General features: G+C 49.6%; 17 protein-coding genes. 4 read left to right on the top strand and 13 right to left on the bottom strand.

Features of this window, described 5'->3' with window-relative positions; genetic code table 11:
• Positions 1-9: 9 nt before the first annotated feature.
• The 3 genes from ACJJIM_RS07610 to ACJJIM_RS07600 all read right to left on the bottom strand — a co-directional run bounded on the left by ACJJIM_RS07610 (position 10) and on the right by ACJJIM_RS07600 (position 1694).
• A complete protein-coding gene (locus ACJJIM_RS07610; RefSeq protein ID WP_413665521.1) occupies positions 10-447 on the bottom strand; it encodes a hypothetical protein in 438 nt (145 codons plus the stop codon).
• A 95-nt stretch (positions 448-542) separates the two neighbouring features.
• Positions 543-1049, bottom strand: coding sequence for a DoxX family protein (locus ACJJIM_RS07605; RefSeq protein WP_413665520.1), 507 nt, complete (start codon positions 1047-1049; stop codon positions 543-545).
• Positions 1050-1364: 315 nt separating this feature from the next.
• Positions 1365-1694: a DMT family transporter gene (locus tag ACJJIM_RS07600; RefSeq protein ID WP_444912863.1), complete on the bottom strand. Its 330-nt coding sequence runs from the start codon at positions 1692-1694 to the stop codon at positions 1365-1367.
• A 997-nt stretch (positions 1695-2691) separates the two neighbouring features.
• Between ACJJIM_RS07600 and ACJJIM_RS07595 the strand changes: the two genes are divergently transcribed.
• Positions 2692-3810, top strand: coding sequence for a KamA family radical SAM protein (locus ACJJIM_RS07595; protein WP_444912862.1), 1119 nt, complete (start codon positions 2692-2694; stop codon positions 3808-3810).
• Positions 3811-3963: 153 nt separating this feature from the next.
• On the opposite strand, the gene ACJJIM_RS07590 is transcribed toward ACJJIM_RS07595, so the two are convergent.
• Together ACJJIM_RS07590 and ACJJIM_RS07585 are read right to left on the bottom strand one after the other, a co-directional pair.
• Complete coding sequence (locus ACJJIM_RS07590) at positions 3964-4914, bottom strand: D-alanine--D-alanine ligase family protein (RefSeq protein WP_444912861.1); 951 nt, start codon at positions 4912-4914, stop codon at positions 3964-3966.
• A gap of 202 nt (positions 4915-5116) precedes the next feature.
• Positions 5117-5581 carry a cupin domain-containing protein gene (locus ACJJIM_RS07585; protein ID WP_413665516.1) on the bottom strand — a complete coding sequence of 155 codons (465 nt, stop codon included), beginning with the start codon at positions 5579-5581 and terminating at the stop codon, positions 5117-5119.
• Positions 5582-5706: 125 nt separating this feature from the next.
• On the opposite strand from ACJJIM_RS07585, the gene hrpB reads away from it, so the two are divergent.
• Positions 5707-8271 carry an ATP-dependent helicase HrpB gene (hrpB, locus tag ACJJIM_RS07580; RefSeq protein ID WP_413665515.1) on the top strand — a complete coding sequence of 855 codons (2565 nt, stop codon included), beginning with the start codon at positions 5707-5709 and terminating at the stop codon, positions 8269-8271.
• A 202-nt stretch (positions 8272-8473) separates the two neighbouring features.
• A complete protein-coding gene (locus tag ACJJIM_RS07575) occupies positions 8474-9469 on the top strand; it encodes an endo alpha-1,4 polygalactosaminidase (protein ID WP_444912860.1) in 996 nt (331 codons plus the stop codon).
• Positions 9470-9502: 33 nt separating this feature from the next.
• On the opposite strand, the gene ACJJIM_RS07570 is transcribed toward ACJJIM_RS07575, so the two are convergent.
• The 8 genes from ACJJIM_RS07570 to ACJJIM_RS07535 all read right to left on the bottom strand — a co-directional run bounded on the left by ACJJIM_RS07570 (position 9503) and on the right by ACJJIM_RS07535 (position 16499).
• Positions 9503-9937 carry a nuclear transport factor 2 family protein gene (locus tag ACJJIM_RS07570; RefSeq protein WP_413665513.1) on the bottom strand — a complete coding sequence of 145 codons (435 nt, stop codon included), beginning with the start codon at positions 9935-9937 and terminating at the stop codon, positions 9503-9505.
• The gene (locus ACJJIM_RS07565; RefSeq protein WP_444912859.1) at positions 9921-10796 is read right to left on the bottom strand and encodes a patatin-like phospholipase family protein; all 876 of its coding nucleotides are present in this window, start codon (positions 10794-10796) and stop codon (positions 9921-9923) included. Before ACJJIM_RS07565 ends, ACJJIM_RS07570 begins: the two co-directional genes overlap by 17 nt.
• A gap of 239 nt (positions 10797-11035) precedes the next feature.
• Positions 11036-11905: a patatin-like phospholipase family protein gene (locus tag ACJJIM_RS07560; RefSeq protein WP_413665511.1), complete on the bottom strand. Its 870-nt coding sequence runs from the start codon at positions 11903-11905 to the stop codon at positions 11036-11038.
• A 310-nt stretch (positions 11906-12215) separates the two neighbouring features.
• Positions 12216-13088 (bottom strand): patatin-like phospholipase family protein, encoded by an 873-nt coding sequence (locus ACJJIM_RS07555; RefSeq protein WP_413665510.1) that lies wholly within the window; start codon positions 13086-13088, stop codon positions 12216-12218.
• A 256-nt stretch (positions 13089-13344) separates the two neighbouring features.
• Positions 13345-13935, bottom strand: coding sequence for a Fe-S biogenesis protein NfuA (gene nfuA, locus ACJJIM_RS07550; RefSeq protein ID WP_282933143.1), 591 nt, complete (start codon positions 13933-13935; stop codon positions 13345-13347).
• Positions 13936-14043: 108 nt separating this feature from the next.
• On the bottom strand, positions 14044-14724 hold the full coding sequence (locus ACJJIM_RS07545; protein ID WP_444912858.1) for a type 1 glutamine amidotransferase domain-containing protein: 681 nt from the start codon (positions 14722-14724) through the stop codon (positions 14044-14046).
• Between the two features lie 33 nt (positions 14725-14757).
• Entirely contained in the window at positions 14758-15789 is a 1032-nt protein-coding gene (locus tag ACJJIM_RS07540; RefSeq protein ID WP_444912857.1) for an NADP-dependent oxidoreductase, read from the bottom strand.
• 119 nt (positions 15790-15908) lie between these two features.
• Positions 15909-16499, bottom strand: a complete 591-nt coding sequence (locus ACJJIM_RS07535; RefSeq protein WP_444912856.1) for a TetR/AcrR family transcriptional regulator — start codon at positions 16497-16499, stop codon at positions 15909-15911.
• Positions 16500-16719: 220 nt separating this feature from the next.
• Between ACJJIM_RS07535 and metH the strand changes: the two genes are divergently transcribed.
• Positions 16720-20415 carry a methionine synthase gene (gene metH / locus ACJJIM_RS07530; RefSeq protein WP_444912855.1) on the top strand — a complete coding sequence of 1232 codons (3696 nt, stop codon included), beginning with the start codon at positions 16720-16722 and terminating at the stop codon, positions 20413-20415.

Below are 20415 nucleotides of genomic sequence, written 5' to 3'. Positions count from 1 at the left end.
ATTAGATACTCACTCTTCAGGAGCAGGAAGCAAAGAGTCGACAGTTAATATAAGTAATTTCGCGGGATCTGTTTTGGAGGGATTAATCGTACAATGCCCCTGCTGGTCAATAGCTATACCATTAACAGGCGTATCTCCCCCAAAATGAACATCTCCAGGCCTATATGTCACCTCAACACCGTCCCGAGTTGTCGTACGCCAACAGCCAGATAATGTAATAACCCATTGAGGGTTCGGAGTAGAGTGAAAATCGCTTTTCCACCCAGGAGGCAAAATTGCAAACTCACTTCGAATAACTTTAGGTAAATCACGATAGTGATATTCGGGCACAGGATTGGAGTATTGAATCAATTCAAAATCTGAAAAATGTCCTACAGTGGTTCTTGACCTTCCTCTTTTATCATACCAAAGATGATAAAAATCTTGGCGAACGATTTCTTCTTGCACTACGAGTATCTCACCTCATCAGCAAAATCTAAAAACTGCCTCATCGATAAGTCACTAATTAGCTATAGGTTATCCCTAGTTTAAGACAATCCAGTTCACCTACTTAGAAACTGTAACACCGAAGAATTTGTCTTCCTCAAGTATTGATCTACAGACCACCTTCTGCCGCCGGTTAACACAAAAGACAAACAAATAAAAGCCCAAAAAAGAGGGTATTCCCACCCACCATAAACGGTTTGTATATTTCCACTAATATCTATACCACTGACATGGCTTGCCCATGAAAAACCTGCGAGATAATGCCGCCCTTCAAATAACGCAATCATCAAATAAAGAGCAGTTCCAACAGCGGCAAACCGCGTAAACAAACCAAAAGTAAATCCAACAAATGCAGAGAACGCACAAATACCAGAGATAATCACCATAGAGGATGAGTATCCAATCCCCTCAAAATAATGAACAACAAAATTGTAAGCGTCTGCGCCCAGCAGACCAAACTTCTCAGCAAAATGATGGGTAAAATTGAGCCCGATATAAATTCGAATCAAGGCCAACTGTAAATCAGCTGCAGTCTCATAGCTTTCGTGCGTGCTCTGCTTCATATAACACTTCCTTAACACACAACTCAACCACAGCCATACCTTCCCTTTTAAGAGATATCATAAAAGGGTTTACAGTCATCTATAATAATAGGCCAAGCCCACCCTGTTGAACCGCAAAAATTGCCTAATTCGCAACACCATATATATTATTGCGGTAAACCAGGTTTACCTAAATGACAAAAGAGGCACTTCAAAGAATGCCCCAAACCTATTCTTCGGAGGAGGCCAGCAGTTCATTGATGCATTTACACCGTAAATCCAATCTCACCGGCCTTTCTCTGAGCAAAGCCGCCCTATAAAAGCTGTAGGAAAAAGCTACTGCTCAAAGACAGTGGATTTTATAGTAATTAGAGCCGTACCCATAAATATCAAAGCAACTCCACTCACAGCGTATACGTCAAATTTTTGCTGCCAAATAACCACAGAAGCTGCACAAACAAGAGCAATACCGACGCCTGACCAGATGGCATAAGTCATTCCCACATTCATATTTTTTAGTACAAACGCAAGAAATAGACTCGCCAGAGAATAAAAAAAGATAGAGGCCATTCCCAGCCACCACTTTTCCCAACCGTTGGAAGCCTTAAGTAGTAGGGTAGCTGTAACTTCAGTAATGATCGCAAAAAATACAAACAAATAGGTCAAGTTCTACTCCATTAGAATTTATTGTAGTCAAATCACTTGATCAGCTAGATACTATCAAATTTATGACGAATAGCGCTATTGGAAAATAGCGGGGATTCTGCTATTTACTATGCGGCTGTACGAAATACAATGCTGGACTTTACAGTCAGCAGTCAGCCCTCTGGCTACCCAAGATAACTCATGTCTTCCCATTGACAAATCAGCAATAAAAGAAGAGCTAGATTTCAGCCCCGACAACTACCTAGCCTATCGATACCAATAGATCTAATTGTAGTATTACAGCTGTTTTTTATACTCCTCCAGAAACAATCGTGACTAATTTTACACTCATATTGGCCCCATACCAGCGATTACTGACTTGTTGAAAAATACTCAATGTGTGCAAATATTTATTAAACAGAGGAGTGCGGACCAAATAACATCTACCTCACGTAGCAGGCAAGTTGCATAGAGCAACAACTAAACGATATTTTGGATATAGGATTGAAATATCGTGAAACCGATACTTGGTATAATTTGTGTGGTTACACCCTATATCGCCAATGACGTACCCCTTTTTAGACCTGTGTTACTACAGGCATACAATCGCGATGATTACAAATTTCTCGATTTAGCGTTTAGAGCGCAAAACACTTCTCTCCCAAGCTATCGACAGAACAGTATTCTTCGTACCTACCAGCTGAAAATCGCATCTTCTTTTTTTATTAGAAAGGCGGCAGATAAAACACAGCCCCCCTACTTCACAAGGGTATTGAAGAAACTAAGTAGTATGGTCTCAAAATGCACTGGAATTGGTTGCTCAGAAGTTGGCTGCCCAAAATATCGCAGAAAGTCCTACAGAGATTTGAAGCATTACGAACATCAAATCCTTCCACAGATTTCATTACACATAATGATTGCTTCACAGTCAATCCATGTTCAAGCCCCTTACAGGCAATCTCGGATATCGAGGCAGACCATCAGCAACAAATGAATGCACAGCAAAGCGGCGATACTTATGCGCAACATTATAGTCCGTTCCGTAACGGGAAACTCTGACGAGGCCTGGTCTGATTGGCGCTGGCAGATGCGCAATCGCATCAGCACATTAGATGGCCTGAAGCAATGGATCAATGTTTCTACTTCTGAATCTGACGCTATCCAAAAGCTCAAAGGAATCTATCGGTGGAGTATTACACCCTACTACGCCTCTTTAATGGACCCTGAGGACCCTAATTGTCCAATTAGATTGCAGGCAGTTCCCTCACTAGAGGAAACCATCGTACCCGACAGTGCAGACGTTGACCCTGTAGGTGATCAGTACTTTCGTAAAACCAACCGCGTCGTACATAAGTACCCAGATCGCGTCATCTTTCTGGTAACGTCTGTTTGCCCTGTTTATTGCCGTCATTGCACAAGGAAATTTCACACCACAACGGTGGGCCCGGAAAGTTATTTTGAACAAGGCGAAGCAACCAGCTGGGATGAGGATATTGCTTACATAGAATCACATCCACAGATTCGCGATGTATTACTCACCGGTGGCGACCCACTGATGTATTCTAACGACCGCTTGGCCAAACTATTGGAGAAGCTGAGGGCAATAAATCATGTGGAAATTATTCGTATTGGCTCACGCTTTCCCGTACTGGCCCCCCAACGTATCACCGACGAATTGTGCGAAATGCTCGCATCATTTCATCCGGTGTGGCTGAACACACACTTTAATCACCCCAAAGAAGTCACAGAAGAAGCCGCCGCTGCATGCGACCGCTTGCTGAGAACAGGCATTCCGGTAGGAAATCAAACAGTGCTTTTAAAAGGCGTGAACAATTCACCGGATGTTATGCGCCAATTGATGCTCGCTCTGGTAAAAATACGAGTCAGGCCCTATTACCTCTATCACTGCGATAATGTGGTCGGTGTCTCTCACTTTATGACAAGCCTGAAGGAAGGACAGGCGATTTATGAATCATTGCAGGGGCACATCACGGGTTTTGCGGTCCCTCAATATGTACTTACTACCGAGCTGGGCAAAAACCCGGTCATGCCCTACGAATATGTAAAGCAAGGTGATATCGAAGGCGAATGGCACATTCGAAATTTCAGAGGGCACACGGGTATTTATCTGGAGTAACAAAGTGCTAACTACCAGAGAGGGTCATCAAAAATCATAAATTTATTGCGCTGATGCCTTTTTGGATGTTCCTGAGATATCCAAAACACCAAGTGTTTGGCAACGGTAGTATGCACCGAAATATATCGCAGAATTTTTCGGAACCCAGGATATCTATAGATAACCGCTTATAGCTGATTCCACAATGCGGTTGATCATGGCCCCATACTGAATACCCGCCAATTCACACATCACGGGCAGTTCAGAAACTTCAGGCCGCAAACCCGGTAAGACATTGACCTCCATAACCATGGGGGCCCCCTGTGCATCAAAGCGAATATCAACTCGACCACCATCACGACACTCAAGTACTTCCCAAGTCTTCTGGGCAATTGCTCGGACCTTTAGCGCCTGATCATCGTCAACCAGCCTGCCGGGGAAAGCTCCATCATACTTGTAATACACAGGTTCATCGCCCAATAACTTTTCCATCACCCCAATGCACTCGGCAGTTGCACCCGTCCCCAAAAAGCCCACAGTAAACTCTCGGCCAGGTAGGAATGTTTCAACCAGTACTGGCTGATTAAACCGATTCAAAAGGTATTCACAGCGGTTTTTCAAAGCTGCCTTGTCGATAACTTTAGATTCAGGCGATATCCCCTTACTGGTTCCCTCCCTGAGCGGCTTTGTCATCAAAGGGTATTCAAGCTCCACTCGATTGACATCTGTAACGCTTCGAACAACTGCAAACTGTGCCGTTGGTATACCCATATCCCGCAATATGCGTTTGGTCATTTCCTTATTAAGGGTCACTGTGTTGGCAAATGGATCAGAAAATGTGTACGGTATCTTCCAGGCGTCCAACAAAGCGGGAACCTGTGCTTCGCGCCCCGTTCCATACATCCCCTCAGCAACATTGAACACTAGATCCCAGGTGTTACCCCCAACCAGTTGCTGCGCCAACCTGTGAATATTGCCGACCCGTTCGATATGGTGGCCTGCGCAGGTAAGCGCATCGTGAATCGCATCTATCGTCTCCAGGTGATCAAGTTCAGCGACGTCCTCTTCACTAAACCCCATCCCGAGATAATCATCACGAAGGTCGTAGACTATACCGATACGCATCAATCATGCTCCGCTGCCACTACACAATCTATCGAATGCCGGGCTGGAATATTAGCTGCGCAACTGGTTTTCACTTTAACGCCCCCCCAGCCTCTACCCGGAAAACTGCACGTAAAAAAGAAGTTAATAACCTTCATTAGTCCTGAGTTTTGGATAGGGTTGAAGTCGAAAGTACTTGCGAATTGACCATTATTAAAGACAGCTAACCAAATGCCGTATTGCCCGTAGAGCTAATTAGCACAAAAGCTATCACGCAAGGTTCTTCACCTCGGTTGACCCAATTATGAACTGTCCCCCGCTGGACAAGTGCATCTCCCGCAGACAGCTTCACAACAACCTCATCTCCCATTTCCATCTCAATATTCCCAGACATCACCACCGCATAATCAATGCTGTCAGTTTGGTGAGATCGTGGCGTAACTCCTGGCCCAAATTCTACGACCTTAAAAACCGAGCCTCCCGGAATCGTAGTTCCATCAAATTTTCTCCCGCCGTTGTCTCTACCATCATCACAAAGCTCTACGGGCAAGTCCTGGGTAGTCCATAACTGCTGCTGAACCATATGAGGCCGCCAACTACTGGTATGCAAACCCTGATCATCTATGAGCACTACTGGCTTTCCCTCTGGGTCGTGCCCTGTTACAACTCGCCGGACATTCACACTCATCGCACTCTCCTCTCTCCTGGGCAGCAACCATCTAGTTACGGGAGAATATAGTTCAGCCAGCAGGTAGCCAGCTTACCGGACAGTGCTGGTATCACCGATGTTGCGAAATCACTATAATCGCGCCCATGTCTGAGTTACCTATTCACAGTATCCTCCCCGAACTGCTCCAGGCCTTGAGAGGGCATAGTAATGTCGTGCTCCAGGCACCCCCCGGAGCGGGTAAAACGACCGCCGTACCACTGGCATTAATAGATGAGCCTTGGTTGAGCGGAAAGAATATTATTATGCTGGAGCCGCGACGTTTGGCCGCTAGAACAGCAGCGGCGCGCATGGCTAACCAGCTGGGTGAGAAAGTTGGTGATACCGTTGGATTTCAGGTCCGGGGCGAGCGGAGGTCAAGCAAGAAGACTCGCATCCTGGTTGTAACCGAGGGAATTCTCACACGCCTCTTACAGGCTGACCCTGAATTGGCATCCAGCGCTCTGGTCATATTCGATGAATTTCATGAGCGCAGTCTGCAAGCCGACCTCTCCCTCGCCTTATGTCTTCAGTCCCAGGAGTATCTTCGCGAGGATCTCAAGATTCTGGTGATGTCTGCCACCCTGGATACCAGCGGCATCTCCTCACTACTAAATAACGCACCCATCATATCCAGTGAAGGACGCAGCTATCCCGTCAATATTGAGTACTTGAACCAACGAGAAGAGCCCGAGGACAAACGACAAATCCCGGCTTTGATGGCAAGTAAAGTTGTCGCATCCTTAGGCAAACAAGAAGGTAGTGTTCTCGCCTTCCTTCCTGGTGTCGCCGAAATCAAACAGGTTGAGAACTTATTGGAGGAGCGACTATCTGAGGAAGCCGAAAAGGGCCGCATTATTATTGCACCGCTTTTTGGGGACCTGAGCCGTGAGCAGCAGGATCAGGCGATAGCACCAACGGCACCAGGCACGAGAAAAATCGTACTGGCTACAAATGTGGCCGAGACCAGCCTGACGATTGAGGGCATCCGAATAGTTATCGACTCAGGATTAATGCGTGAATCGCGCTTTAATCCCAACTGTGGCATGAATCGTTTGGTGACAAGCTCGATTTCCCAGGCCTCAGCTACCCAGCGCACAGGGCGCGCCGGGCGTCTCAGCGCCGGCTACTGTCTGCGACTCTGGAGTGAGGGCCGACAGCGTTCATTGAGCGCCAAAAATACAGCGGAAATCACTCGCAGTGATCTGGCTCCCCTGGCACTTGAATTAGCTAAATGGGGGGTTACCGATGTCAGCGAGCTCAACTGGCTCGACACACCACCCCCAGGACCTATGGCCCAGGCCCATCAGCTCTTGCAGCAACTGGGGGCACTGGATGACAAACTGCGTATTACCCCTCACGGGAATACCATGCTGGCCTTTGGCGCCCACCCTCGCCTCGCACATATGTTAGTTGCCAGTGTCAGCTGGGGATTGCAGGAACAGGCCTGCTTGCTGGCAGCGCTACTATCTGAACGGGATATTTTCCGTGGCGAAGCACGATGGGATCGGGACATTAGCAAACGGATTCAGGCTCTGCAGTCCCAAGGCAACGATCGGCGGGTAGATCGCGGTACTGCTCACAGAATACGCCAGCAGTCTAAAACCTGGCTCTCTCAATTAAAGAAATTTGAGTCAAGTTCAAGTCCTGCACCACAGAGTATCGATCACTCCGATGAAACTGGTGCCCTGCTTGGACTCGCCTACCCAGACCGTATTGCGAAATCGCGCAGTGATACCGGCCGCCGGTTTCTACTCTCCAGTGGCCGAGGCGCACATTTCTCCCATGATGACGCCCTAGCTTTAAGCGAATACCTGGTCATTGCCGAACTGGATGGCCAGGGCCGAGATGCAAGTATCCAGCTGGCAGCAGAGATTTCTCTGCCCGCTTTGAAGTCGCATTTCGCCGCCCAGATCAAAGAAGAGATTTCAGTTCGCTGGGACGAGACTACCGGCCGCGCTGTCGCCCTACAGCAAACGCAATTGGGGGCGCTGGTTTTACACCAGCGGCCTGCAGCAGATATTCCCCCGGAGACCCTCAGTCGCGCATTATTAGAAGCCGTACGAAAGAAAGGTCTCTCCTCCCTCCCCTGGAACACAGAAGCTAACCAGTTACGTTTTCGAGTGGAATTTTTACGCCAAAGTGAAGAGTGCGGGGATTTTCTCGGCGACACTCGAGTACCAAACTGGAGTGATGAGGCTCTATTGGAGACCATGGAGGATTGGCTGCTACCTCATTTGCAGGGGTTCAGCAAACTTGAGCAGCTAGGGCAGCTTGACTTGCAAAGCATCTTGCGCGGACAGCTTGAGTGGGACCTGCAACAAAAACTCGATGACTTGGCCCCCAGTCACTACCTGGTTCCCAGTGGCTCCCGAATAAGAATCGACTACGGAGAAACCCCACCTGTTTTGGCTGTGCGCCTGCAGGAGCTATTTGGATTGGCACAAACTCCAACAATTCTAAAAAACCGCTATCCATTGATGATTCATTTACTCTCTCCGGCACGGCGCCCCGTTCAAATTACCCGTGACCTGGTGAATTTCTGGGCCAATACTTACCAAGAGGTAAAGAAGGAGTTGCGTATCAAATACCAGAAACACTACTGGCCCGATGATCCCCTGACGGCTGAGGCTACTACTAAAACGAAGAAGAGAATGAATATGGGACGGTAGTTCTTTTTTTAGATTCACTGCCCCTGAGGCAGCAAAATTACTTTCTGGGCGGCGGTTAAGTTAACATTCAGCAACAACCGGATAGCATAAGCTGCCGCAAGGGATAGGAACTCGCGCCAATAGAGATAGTCTGAATTATTTTGGCCCGCAGCGACGCCCCAAAACCAGAACAAACTCTAACTCGTAGCAATGGAGATGTATTTTGCGCCGAATACTCATAGCCGCTCTCAGCCCATTACTGATATTTGGCTGTAGCCTCGATGACCTTCCCGATGATTTGAATCAGTCAACTATCAAGTACGATAAGGAAATGCGTTACCTGGTTGAGGATATCAGCGCCTACGCCAAGGACATTAACCGTCACTTTCTCATCGTACCCCAGAATGGGGTTGAGTTGATTACTACGACAACTACTACCACTGGTCCCATCGATGAAGCCTACCTGGATGCCACAGACGGCATTGCGCAGGAGGCTCTCTTCTTTGGCGCAAATGGCGATATCAACGAGCCCACCAGCGAGTCAGAAACCGAGCGCCTGCAAACTTACCTGGATTTGGCGAAAGATGAAGGGGATACAATCCTAATCACGGACTTCACCAATATTGAACGGGATATTGATGAGTCATATGAGAATAACGAAGAGGCTGGGTATATTTCTTTTGCCGCAGATAACGAACTCCTGAACGATATACCTCTGTATCCCGATGAGCCCTTCAATGTTAACTCTCTGGACATTGATGACCTTGAGGAAGCCAAAAACTTTATCAATATTACCAATACCAGCAACTACTCTACGCCTCAAGATTTCATCGATGCCCTGAGTGAAACCGATTACGACATATTGATTATCGACTTTTTCTTTGACGGTGAACCTTACACGGAAGAACAAATTGAGCAGCTCAAGGAAAAAGAAAACGGTGGACGCCGCCTGGTGCTGGCCTATGTCAATATCGGCGAGGCACAAGACGATCGTTATTACTGGAAATCCTATTGGTACAACACCCCTCCCGAATGGCTATTGGGGGAAGTACCCGGCGAACCAGGCAATTACTACGTAAAGTACTGGCAGCAGGGCTGGCAGAAAATTATCTTCGGCAACGATGATTCTTATATTTATATGATCGTTGATGCAGGATTCGATGGGGCCTATATGGATGGGATCGATGCATTTGAATACTTCGATTCCGACGATGAGTAATCATTAGGCCCCAACGCTTTCACTCAGCAGGCATCAGGCCTGCTGAGTTTCCTTATATTGAGTCACATACTGGGAAAGTCGCCCGGACATTTCCTCTGCCAGTTTTTGCAGGGCGTTGAGCGGGCGTATCATCACCTCAAACTCAATAATCTTACCTTCATCATTAAAGCGGATAATATCCAATCCCTTCAGGCTCTTATCACCGATGGAGGCTGCGAATTCAAGAGCCAGATCGTGTCCCGATTCGGTAGTAAATTCACGGTCGTATTCAAAACTCTCAAAAACCTGCATCACCGTATTGAGAATCAGGCACACAGCAGCGGAACTGTGGTAGGGCTTAAAAAATGCCGGTGAACGAAAAACAGCATCTTCTGCAACGATCGCTGGTAAGCGACTCAGATCTCGCGCAGCGACCATCTCGTGCCATAGGGCAATAGATTCCGCTATTTTATTATTGGAATTGTTCATTGGAGACTTCCTCTTCACTCACTTGTTTTTGTAAAAATTCTCTCCCATCAGCACACCCCAACTCGTAAGTTTTTTGGGCCAGCTCAGGATTTGTGTAGTCCCAAACACTGATGAATGGCGGTTTCGAGGGCTGGACATAAGTCCAATCCTGATCGCCGTTACGCTGTGTAAATATGTCTGGGAACTGGTCGTAACGACGGGTCAACAACACCAGCACCCTTCCCTTTCCATCATCCAATCCTGCCACCGGGATATTATCTACCACCCCACCATCGAGTGCTGTTCGCCCCCGCAACTTAAGTCTTGGAGTGAATGGCGGCGTACAGGAGGAGCACAAAATCAGGTCCACCAACTCCTCAATACTGGAACAATCCCGGGCTCGATAAAATTGCTGCTTAAAACCTAGGCGCTGGGCGATCTTGGGGTGAAGGCTACGTAAAAAATGCTTATCGGCATAGTAGGCCATGGCCCCCACTCCAAAAGCCAAACCTCCAGATAGACCTTTTGGTGGGTGAACAACCGCAATTCGCAACTCTGCACCCTGCTGAAGGGTCTCCAGTCCATCGCGAAACAGCTCTAACATCGCATTGCGGTAGATTCCATATTGGGGGAACACAGGTTCTTTACCAAAAAGGTTTCCCCAATAAGCATTTTTTTCATTAGTCTCGAACGCAGTCCAAAAATGCTCTCGAGCCTCCTCCGTCTTACCCATCAGCACCAGGCTCGACATTAGGCCCCCTGCCGAAACCGCAGTAACCACCTTCGGAGAAAGATTAATTTCGTTGGCTATCGACTCCCAAAAGCCAATCTGCCAGGTACACCGCCCACCACCACCGGCAAAAACAACTTGGTCAAACATGATCTCGCTTCCCTGCAGCAGCCTTCCGGCTGGAACCTCCTGAGTCCATTCTGTGTTTTACATCCTCTCAAGTGCAGTTTCAGGCCGCTCTTTGCGTTACCGCCGACACTTTTGACCAATTAGTTTCAGCCTTCATGATGACATATTGATGACGACAACAATATGCAACTAATTGCATAAGCTAATCGAATCACAAGCATTGTGCAACTGATCGTCTTGATCCTGAACTCACTGAATACTCAAATTTCCACCAGGCGTTCCTTACCGGACACCAGCGCATCAAGAAAGGCGTAACCGTCTGCAACCCCAATTTTCAAGGTGTGCCTCATCGCACTGGGGTCAGCAAAATTCCACATCCCGATGGGCAACGGACTGGAAGGCTGAACATAAGTCCACACCTGATCCCCCCTTTGCACACTGAAACTGTTCGGTAGGTGTGGAAAGCTCCCTGTATCCAAAATCAGAACCCGCCCTTTGCTAGCATCCAAGCCGGCGACCGGAGCATTACCTACCAGAGCTCCATCCAGCACCTCTGCACCATCAAGCGACAACCTTGGGGATATGGGGGGGGCACAGCAGGAACTCAAAATAAGCTGCTCAAGATCTGTCCCATCTTTGCATTTACTCACGGGGTGAAACATTTGGCGGAACCCAAGATGTAACGCTGTATTTGGATGCAAGTCGTGAAAGATGTGTTTGTTAGAGTAGAAAATTGCCAGCCCCAGCGTTAGAGCGAGAGGTACAGGCAACCATTCCGGGGGATAAGTCACTGCAATTCTGAGGTCGGCAGATTGACGCAGAGGCTCAAGACTATCGTGAAAAAATTCATGTACCCCTTTGCGATAGATCTCAAAGTGCGGAAAAATTGGTTCTTTGCGGAATGAATTATTCCAGTAGAAATTCCTTTCATTTTTTTTGCAAACAGAGTGAAAGTAATTAACACCCTCACGGCAGCGATCCGTAAGCATGAGTGCCGCTACCATGCTGCCTCCGGATGCAGCACAAACAACTTTTGGCCGGATCGGTAATTCGCGACTTAGGGATAACAAAAAACCAAGCTGCCAAGTGCAACGGCTTCCTCCGCCACCAAAAACCATTTGATCAAACATGACGACACCCTCTAAAAAAGGCTATCGCAACAAATACGGGTATTTTTGATTTTAGGCAGGAGTTTTTGTCTCTATCGCCACCAAGCGTTAAAGCGAGATCACAGTTAATGGCTCTATCCCAACTATTACGCATCTCAATCAGCAAACCTGCCAACCACCTTGATACAAATAGATATAAAAAAGGCTTCACTTTTCAAACCAACTAGGCATTGAGACTAAAGGTGTCTTTATCTCAACACTCAGTGCAAACCTATGAGTAACTTTAAGATCGTAACCTTCCAATCAGTAATTCAAGATATCCCCAGTCACATCAGGGAGGACTCTCAAGTAACCGCCCTTCGCCACTCAGTGCCGCTAAAAATGCACGGCCATCTGCAATCCCCATACGGAAAGTATCTTTCACCTCTTCCGGACTGGCAAAATCCCAAACATTAAGTGGAACATGTCCAGAGGGCTGAACATATGTCCATTCCTGGTTAAATTTTTGTACCGTAAAACGGTCCGGCAGCTGTGGGAAACGTCGGGTTAGCAAAATAAGCACCCGTCCTTCAGCGGTATCCAGCCCACCAATAGGCACACTATCTACAACCCCTCCATCCAATACCTCTGCACCGCCCTGCTTCAGACGCGGCGTCAGAGGTGGCGTGCAGGATGAAGTAATAACCAGCTTCTCTAACTGGGACGGATCCGAACAGTGACGAACTTTATAAAAAGATTGGCGGAAGCCCAATTTAAGTGCTGTAGTGGGGTGAAGGTTCGGGAAAATATAAGTATCAGAGTAATCAATCGCTGCTCCAATCATTAACGCGATCGGACCAGGCAGCCATTTCGGCGAAGTACTGACTCCAATACGTAGGTCTGAGGCTTCCCTAAGTTGATCAAAGCCCCCAGAAAATAAATCGCTTAATGCTCGACGATAAATTGTATAGTGCGGGAATACAGGATCTTTGCGGAACATATTACCCCAATGGATATTTTTCCCATTGGATTTAAATGCCGAAACGAAGTAATCCACTCCATCGAGTGACCTGTCCATCAGAACCAGGCTGGCGACCAGAGCGCCAGCGGATACTGCACTGACCACCCTGGGTGCCAGATCAATTTCCTTTGCAACCGACTCCCAAAAGCCGATCTGCCAGGTACAGCGCACGCCGCCACCGGCAAACACCACTTGGTCAAACATAGATTGTTCTTCCCTGGAGTTGGCGCACAAGCAATCACTAGCATGACCAATCACTGGATCGCTGCACCGGCACTTTACATTGCCCCAGCGCCTCAAAAGCACCGAGGAATATTTCAAATATATACAGTGTGGGAGTAGTTCGTAGGGAGGCTTACGCAGGATCTAACCTGAGAGGTTCACAGCAATAAAAAAGGCGAACACAAGGTTCGCCTTTTTCTTTTGAGCCACTTGGCCGACTCAGAATGGTCTCAGTAACTCAGTAGTAGGCCTGGGACTTGTCGGTGTGGTCAGTAATATCTTTCACGCCAGCTAATTCGGGGATTTTCTCTTTGAGAGTCTTTTCCACGCCTTCCTTCAAAGTCATATCAACCATGCCACAGCCCTGGCAGCCGCCACCAAACTTCAACACAGCAAACATATCCTCGGTCACTTCTACCAGGCTTACCTGGCCACCGTGAGCTGCCAGGCCCGGATTAACCTCGTTGTACAAAACATAGTTAATACGGTCCTGAATAGGGCTGTCATCGGTAATTTTCGGCATACGGGAGTTGGGCGCGCGAATCGTCAGCTGCCCGCCCATCTTGTCCGAAGAGTAATCGACCCGAGCATCATCCAGATAGGGAACACTGCGCCCTTCAAAGTAAGCTTTGAGACCGTTCATTTCCAACATCACATCACCTTCTTCCTCCTCTCCCGGGCGGCAGTAGGCGATACAAGTCTCGGCGTTAGGCGTGCCGGGACTGGAAACAAACATGCGAATGGCAATTCCCTCACAGTCCTGTTTGGCCAACAGCTCTTTCAGGTATTCCTGAGCGGGTTCAGTAATAGTGACATTCAAATCAGACATATAGGCTCTCAAATAACCAAGCTTCTTTGTCGGGTATTCTACTCTCAGAAAGACTCAAGGGAAACCGGTCAGTTGGAACCCTTTCGACCGACCGGCCTCACCACTCTCCTAGGTGGGGATAAATCCCATAAGAGTCTGGGCGGTTTCCTCTGAGGAGGCCGGATTTTGACCAGTTACCAGTTTGTCGTCTACCACTACGTAGGGTGCCCAATCACCACTTTTGGAGTAGTTTCCACCATTACTCTTGAGCATATCCTCAACCAGGAAAGGCACGACATCCACCAGTTCAACCGCAGCCTCTTCCGAGTTGGCAAATCCAGTCACACCTTTTCCCGACACCAGGTAAGCGCCATCCTGGCGGCGGGTATGACGGAAAATGCCTGGAGCATGGCACACAGCACCGATCGGCTTGTCTGCGGCAAAAAAGTTCTCAATCAGTGCAATTGAGACCGGGTCTTCCGCAAGGTCCCACAAGGGACCATGGCCACCGGGATAAAAGACTGCATCAAAATCAGACTCATTCATATCAGCCAATTTGTGGGTATTGGCCAGAACCTGCTGAGCATCGGCGTCAGCCTGAAAGCGATGAGTCGCCTCAGTCTGAAAATCTGGCTCATCACTCTTGGGATCGAGAGGCGGCTGCCCGCCTTTTGGAGAGGCCAGGGTCACTTCAGCACCGGCGTCCTTGAAGGTGTAGTAAGGTGCAGCAAACTCCTCCAGCCAAAACCCCGTTTTCTTACCGGTATTCCCCAGTTCATCGTGGGAAGTCAGAACCATCAGTATTTTCATATTTCTGTCCTTATAAACTTTGTCAGCTTTGCTTCAATCATCATTTCCTATGCGCACAACTAACTTGCCGAAGTTCTTTCCTTCCAGAAGCCCGATAAATGCATTGGGTGTTTCTTCCAGCCCTTCGACCATATCCTCAAGATATTTAATACTGCCTTCCGCAACCCACTGACTTAATGTACGTACCGCTTCATGAAAACGTTCGTAGTAATCGAAAATAATAAAGCCTTGGATTTTCAAGCGTTTGGTCAGTACATCCCGCATTAACAAACTGGTGCGATTCGGGCCTTGCGGCAATGAGGTTGCGTTGTACTGAGAGATAAGCCCACATACAGGAATCCGCGCAAAATCATTTAATAGCGGTTGCACCGCATCAAAGACCTTGCCACCAACACTTTCAAAATAGATATCGATACCGTCAGGGCAAGCCGCAGCCAATTGATCGACAAAATCTACGGCGCGGTGATCCAGGCACAGGTCGAAGCCCAACTCCTCTACCGCATAGCGACACTTTTCCTCACCTCCAGCAACACCGATTACCCGGCACCCTTGCAACTTGCCGATTTGTCCAACTGTTGCCCCCACAGGACCGGTAGCAGCTGCAACTACCAGTGTCTCTCCTTCTTTTGGCTCCCCAATTTCCAGCAAGCCAAAGTAGGCGGTGATTCCCGGCATACCCAGCACTCCCAGGGAGAAGGAGGGGTAATCCGGATTTTTACCCAAGTTAATCAGCCCAGTACCATCAGAAATGGCGTAGTCCTGCCAGCCGCTATAACCGAGTATCCAATCCCCCTCCTCGAATCCATTCAATCGGGACTCAACCACACGGCTCACCGTCCCTCCAACCATGGTCTCTCCCAGTGAAACAGGCTCTGCGTAGGACTTCGCATCACTCATTCGCCCCCTCATATAGGGATCGAGCGATAGGAATACTGTGCGCAACAGCACCTCGCCGACCTCCGGCTTGACCACAGGGGCATGCTCCAGGCGGAAGTTATCTGTTGTCGGGGCACCTTCAGGGCGGGATGCCAATACCAGGCGGCGGTTTATATCGCTCGATTGCATTCTCTATTCTCCATAACTTCATAAGACGGAAGTCAAAGTCGCCAAATTAGACCGGTCGTCTAGAATGGCGCCATAAAAATACCCGCAACGGTTTTCCCCTCGCGGGCTCAGTAAAAAACTCAGTGTTTTCCCAGTATCTCCTGGGTCGCCAGCATCGCCTCTGCCATTGGCGTATCGTTGCGGTTTAACTTGGCCAACAGGCTGGCTCCCAGCCACAGCTGGTACAGGGAAGCTGCGGTGGCACGGGCATTGAGGGTGCTAGGCAGAGAACCGTCTTCCCCTGCCAACTCGATACAATTCTGGAGCTTCTGAATAATATGCTCAGTCCCATCTCTGAGGATAATCCGCATCGATTCAGACAGGTCTGCCACCTCAGCGCTAAGCTTAACCACCAGGCAGCGGTGTGCATCGTAACGCTCCCCACTACTCTTCTGCCAAGCATCAAAATAGGCCAATAAATTATCGGCGGCAGATTGATCCCGGGAGGAAAAGCCAACGTCCATCTGTTCCAGGTAGCTGCGAAAATAATCTTCCAGCAGAGCCTCGCCAAATTGCTCCTTGGACTTAAAGTAGTGATAAAAGGATCCCTTTGGCACACCGGCGGTTTTGAGAATTTCACTCAAACCCACACCGGAGAAACCTTTTACGGCCATCACGGTATAACCGGTATCCAACAAATGTTGGCGAGTATCTTCATAGCTGCTTTTCATGCCTAGCACTCTACGCAAAACTAGACCGGTCGTCTAGGGATTTATAGTGATTAGGCGCTGTGAAGTATCTATAAATTGCTCAACTTTAATCAAAACTGCTCTGTTATTGTGGTGGATCAACCAAAAAGGCGTAAGTCGCAGCCAGTGAGTGGGCGTGACTGTGCTAAGATTGGCGCCATTCCCACCATCGGCAAAAGATCGACAACATAAGGATTGGTAAATGTCCCAGCAGTCCCGCGACCAACGTCTCGAGCAAATTAATGCCGCGCTTGCGCAGCGCATCCTGATCCTGGATGGCGCTATGGGGACGATGATCCAGAGGGAGAAGCTGGAAGAGGCCGATTACCGGGGTGAGCGCTTCGCCGACTTCCCACGCGATTTGAAAGGCAATAACGACCTGCTCAGCCTGACCCGCCCGGAGCTGATCGAAAAGATTCACAGGGAGTACCTTGAGGCGGGCGCGGACATTATCGAAACCAATACTTTTAACGCGACCCAGCTGTCCCAATCTGATTACGATATGGAACACCTGGTGGTAGAGATCAACCGGGCCTCCGCAGAGATCGCGCGCCGTGCAGCAGATGCACTCTCTACCCCAGAGCGCCCGCGCTGGGTAGCCGGGGTCATCGGCCCCACTTCCCGCACCGCCAGTATTTCACCAGACGTCAATGATCCAGGGGCACGCAATGTCACTTTCGATGAACTGGTAGAAAACTATGTAGAAGCGGGCCGTGCTTTGGTCGAAGGCGGCAGCGACCTGATCTTAATCGAAACCATTTTTGACACCCTCAATGCCAAGGCCGCTATCTATGCCATGCAGCAGCTCTTTGAGGAGCTGGGTTTCGAATTGCCAATTATGATTTCCGGCACCATTACCGATGCCTCTGGCCGCACCCTTTCCGGCCAAACGACTGAAGCTTTTTACAATTCCGTTGCCCACGCAAAGCCAATTTCTGTGGGGCTCAACTGTGCCCTGGGCGCCACCGAATTGCGCCCTTATGTGGAAGCCTTATCGGGCGCCTGTACCTCTAATGTCTCCGCCCACCCCAACGCGGGATTGCCCAATGAGTTTGGCGAATACGACGAAACCCCTGAGCAGACCGCCGCAATCGTAGCGGAATTTGCCCGCAGCGGATTTATTAATATCCTCGGCGGCTGTTGTGGCACCACCCCCGATCATATTCGTGCAATTGCCGACGCAGTGGCCGATATACCCCCACGACAGCAGCCGGAAATAAAACCTGCTCTACGCCTGTCCGGACTGGAGCCATTTGTCGCCGATGAAAACGCCCTATTCGTCAATGTGGGCGAGCGTTGCAACGTCACTGGCTCCGCCCGATTTAAACGCCTGATCCTTGAAGAGGACTACGACACCGCCCTGCAAGTGGCTGCCGCCCAGGTGGAAGATGGGGCGCAGGTAATCGACTTCAATATGGATGAGGCGATGCTGGATGCACTCGCCGCTATGCGCCGCTTCCTCAACCTTGCCGCTACCGAACCGGATATCGCCAAGGTGCCATTTATGGTGGACTCCTCTAAGTGGGAGGTGGTTGAGGCCGGCCTGCAATGCATCCAGGGCAAGCCCATTGTGAACTCCATCAGCCTCAAGGAAGGCAAAGAGGAGTTTATCGAAAAGGCTCAACTGTGCCTGCGCTACGGTGCAGCTGTGGTGGTGATGGCTTTTGATGAAGATGGCCAGGCGGATACTTTCGAGCGCAAAATTGAGATCTGTAAGCGCAGCTACGATGTGCTAGTCGATGAAGTCGGCTTCGATCCCACCGATATTATTTTCGACCCGAATATTTTTGCTGTCGCCACCGGTATTGAGGAGCACAATAATTACGCAGTGGACTTTATCGAGGCGTGCCGCTGGATTCGCGCAAATCTGCCCGGTGCCCAGATCAGTGGCGGCGTCTCCAACGTTTCCTTCTCTTTCCGGGGCAACAATCCGGTACGTGAAGCCATTCATTCAGTATTCCTGTTTCACGCTATTAAAGCCGGCCTGAATATGGGTATCGTAAACGCCGGGCAGCTGGCGGTTTACGACGAACTCCCAGAGGAGCTGCGGGAAAAAGTTGAGGATGTGATCCTCAACCGCAGCCCGGATGCCACCGAAGCCCTGTTGGACATTGCCCCCAAATACCAAGGGGATGGCGGTGGTGCGGCGCGCAAAGAGGACCTGAGCTGGCGCAAATTGCCCGTGAAGGAACGCTTGGCACACTCCCTTGTGAAAGGCATTAACAACTATATCGAGGAAGATACCGAAGAGGCCCGCGCAAGTTCCTCACGCCCACTGGATGTGATCGAAGGTCCACTGATGGACGGTATGAATATTGTCGGCGACCTGTTTGGCGAAGGGAAAATGTTCTTGCCCCAGGTAGTGAAATCCGCCCGGGTTATGAAACAGGCGGTAGCCTACCTGCAACCCTATATTGAAGCGGAAAAAACCGAAGACAGCCGCTCCAACGGCCGTATCCTGATGGCCACTGTTAAAGGGGATGTGCACGATATCGGCAAAAATATTGTGGGTGTGGTGCTGGCCTGCAACAACTATGAAGTGATCGACCTCGGCGTGATGGTGCCAGCGGAAACCATTTTGCAAACTGCAAAGGAAAAGGAGTGTGACATTATCGGCCTGTCCGGCCTGATCACCCCCTCCCTGGATGAAATGGTTCACGTAGCCGCCGAGATGGAGCGCCAGGGGTTTGATATCCCATTATTGATCGGCGGAGCCACCACCTCCAAAGCCCATACCGCCGTAAAAATTGATCCCCAATTCCACCGCAACCAGGTGGTGTATGTAGCCGATGCATCCCGCGCCGTAGGCGTGGCCAGCAGCCTGATTTCCAATGAGCTGCGCCCAGCCTTTGTGGAAAAAATCCAGGCAGAGTATGACAAGGTGCGCACCCGCACCGCCAACCGCAAGCGCAATGACACCCGCTTAACCTACGAGGAAGCGCGGGATACTGCCCCGGAATTTGATTGGAAAAACTACCAGCCAGCACGACCCAACAAGCTGGGCCTTACCGTGATCGACGATTTCCCTCTGGAGAAACTGCTCGACACTATGGACTGGACGCCTTTCTTTATTTCCTGGGATTTGGCGGGTAAATTCCCGGCAATCCTTGAAGACGAAATTGTGGGAGAAGCCGCTACCGATCTCTACGACAACGCCCAGCGCATGTTAAAAGAGATTATCGATAAAAAGCTATTGCGCGCACGGGCTGTATTCGGCCTATGGCCCGCCAATAGCGTCGGCGACGATATCATCGTCTACAAGGATGAAAGCCGCAGTGAGGAGCTGGCTCGCCTTCACCATATGCGCCAGCAGGTACAGAAACGCGGTGGCGATGGCCTGTGCCGCTCCCTGGCAGATTTCGTCGCGCCGCTGGAGTCCGGCCAAATAGACTATGTGGGCGGCTTTGCGGTTACCACTGGCATCGGCGCAGACGAGTTGGCAGACACCTACGAAGCCAAACACGACGATTACAGCGCCATTATGGTAAAGGCCCTGGCAGACCGTATGGCAGAGTCCTTTGCTGAGACACTGCACCGTTTGGTGCGAAAAGAATATTGGGGCTATGCCGAAGACGAAACCCTCAGCAATGAGGAGCTGATCAAGGAAGCCTACCAGGGCATCCGCCCAGCCCCGGGCTATCCCGCCTGCCCCGATCATTCGGAAAAAGCTACCCTGTTCAAATTGCTACAAGCGGAGCAAAATGCAGGCGTCAGCCTTACCGAGCACTTTGCCATGATGCCCGCAGCTGCGGTGAGCGGTTGGTACTTCGCCCACCCCCAGGCAAAGTACTTCAATGTGGGCAAGATCGGCAGGGATCAGCTGCAAAGCCTGGCTAAACGAAAAGGGGTCAGCGAACCAGAATTGGAGCGCTGGCTACGTCCCAACCTCGAGGAGTGA

This window comes from Microbulbifer maximicatervae (SeqCode) (genome assembly GCF_052467615.1).
The sequence above is the reverse complement of the archived record's forward strand: the minus strand, read 5'-3'. Positions and strand labels throughout refer to the sequence as shown.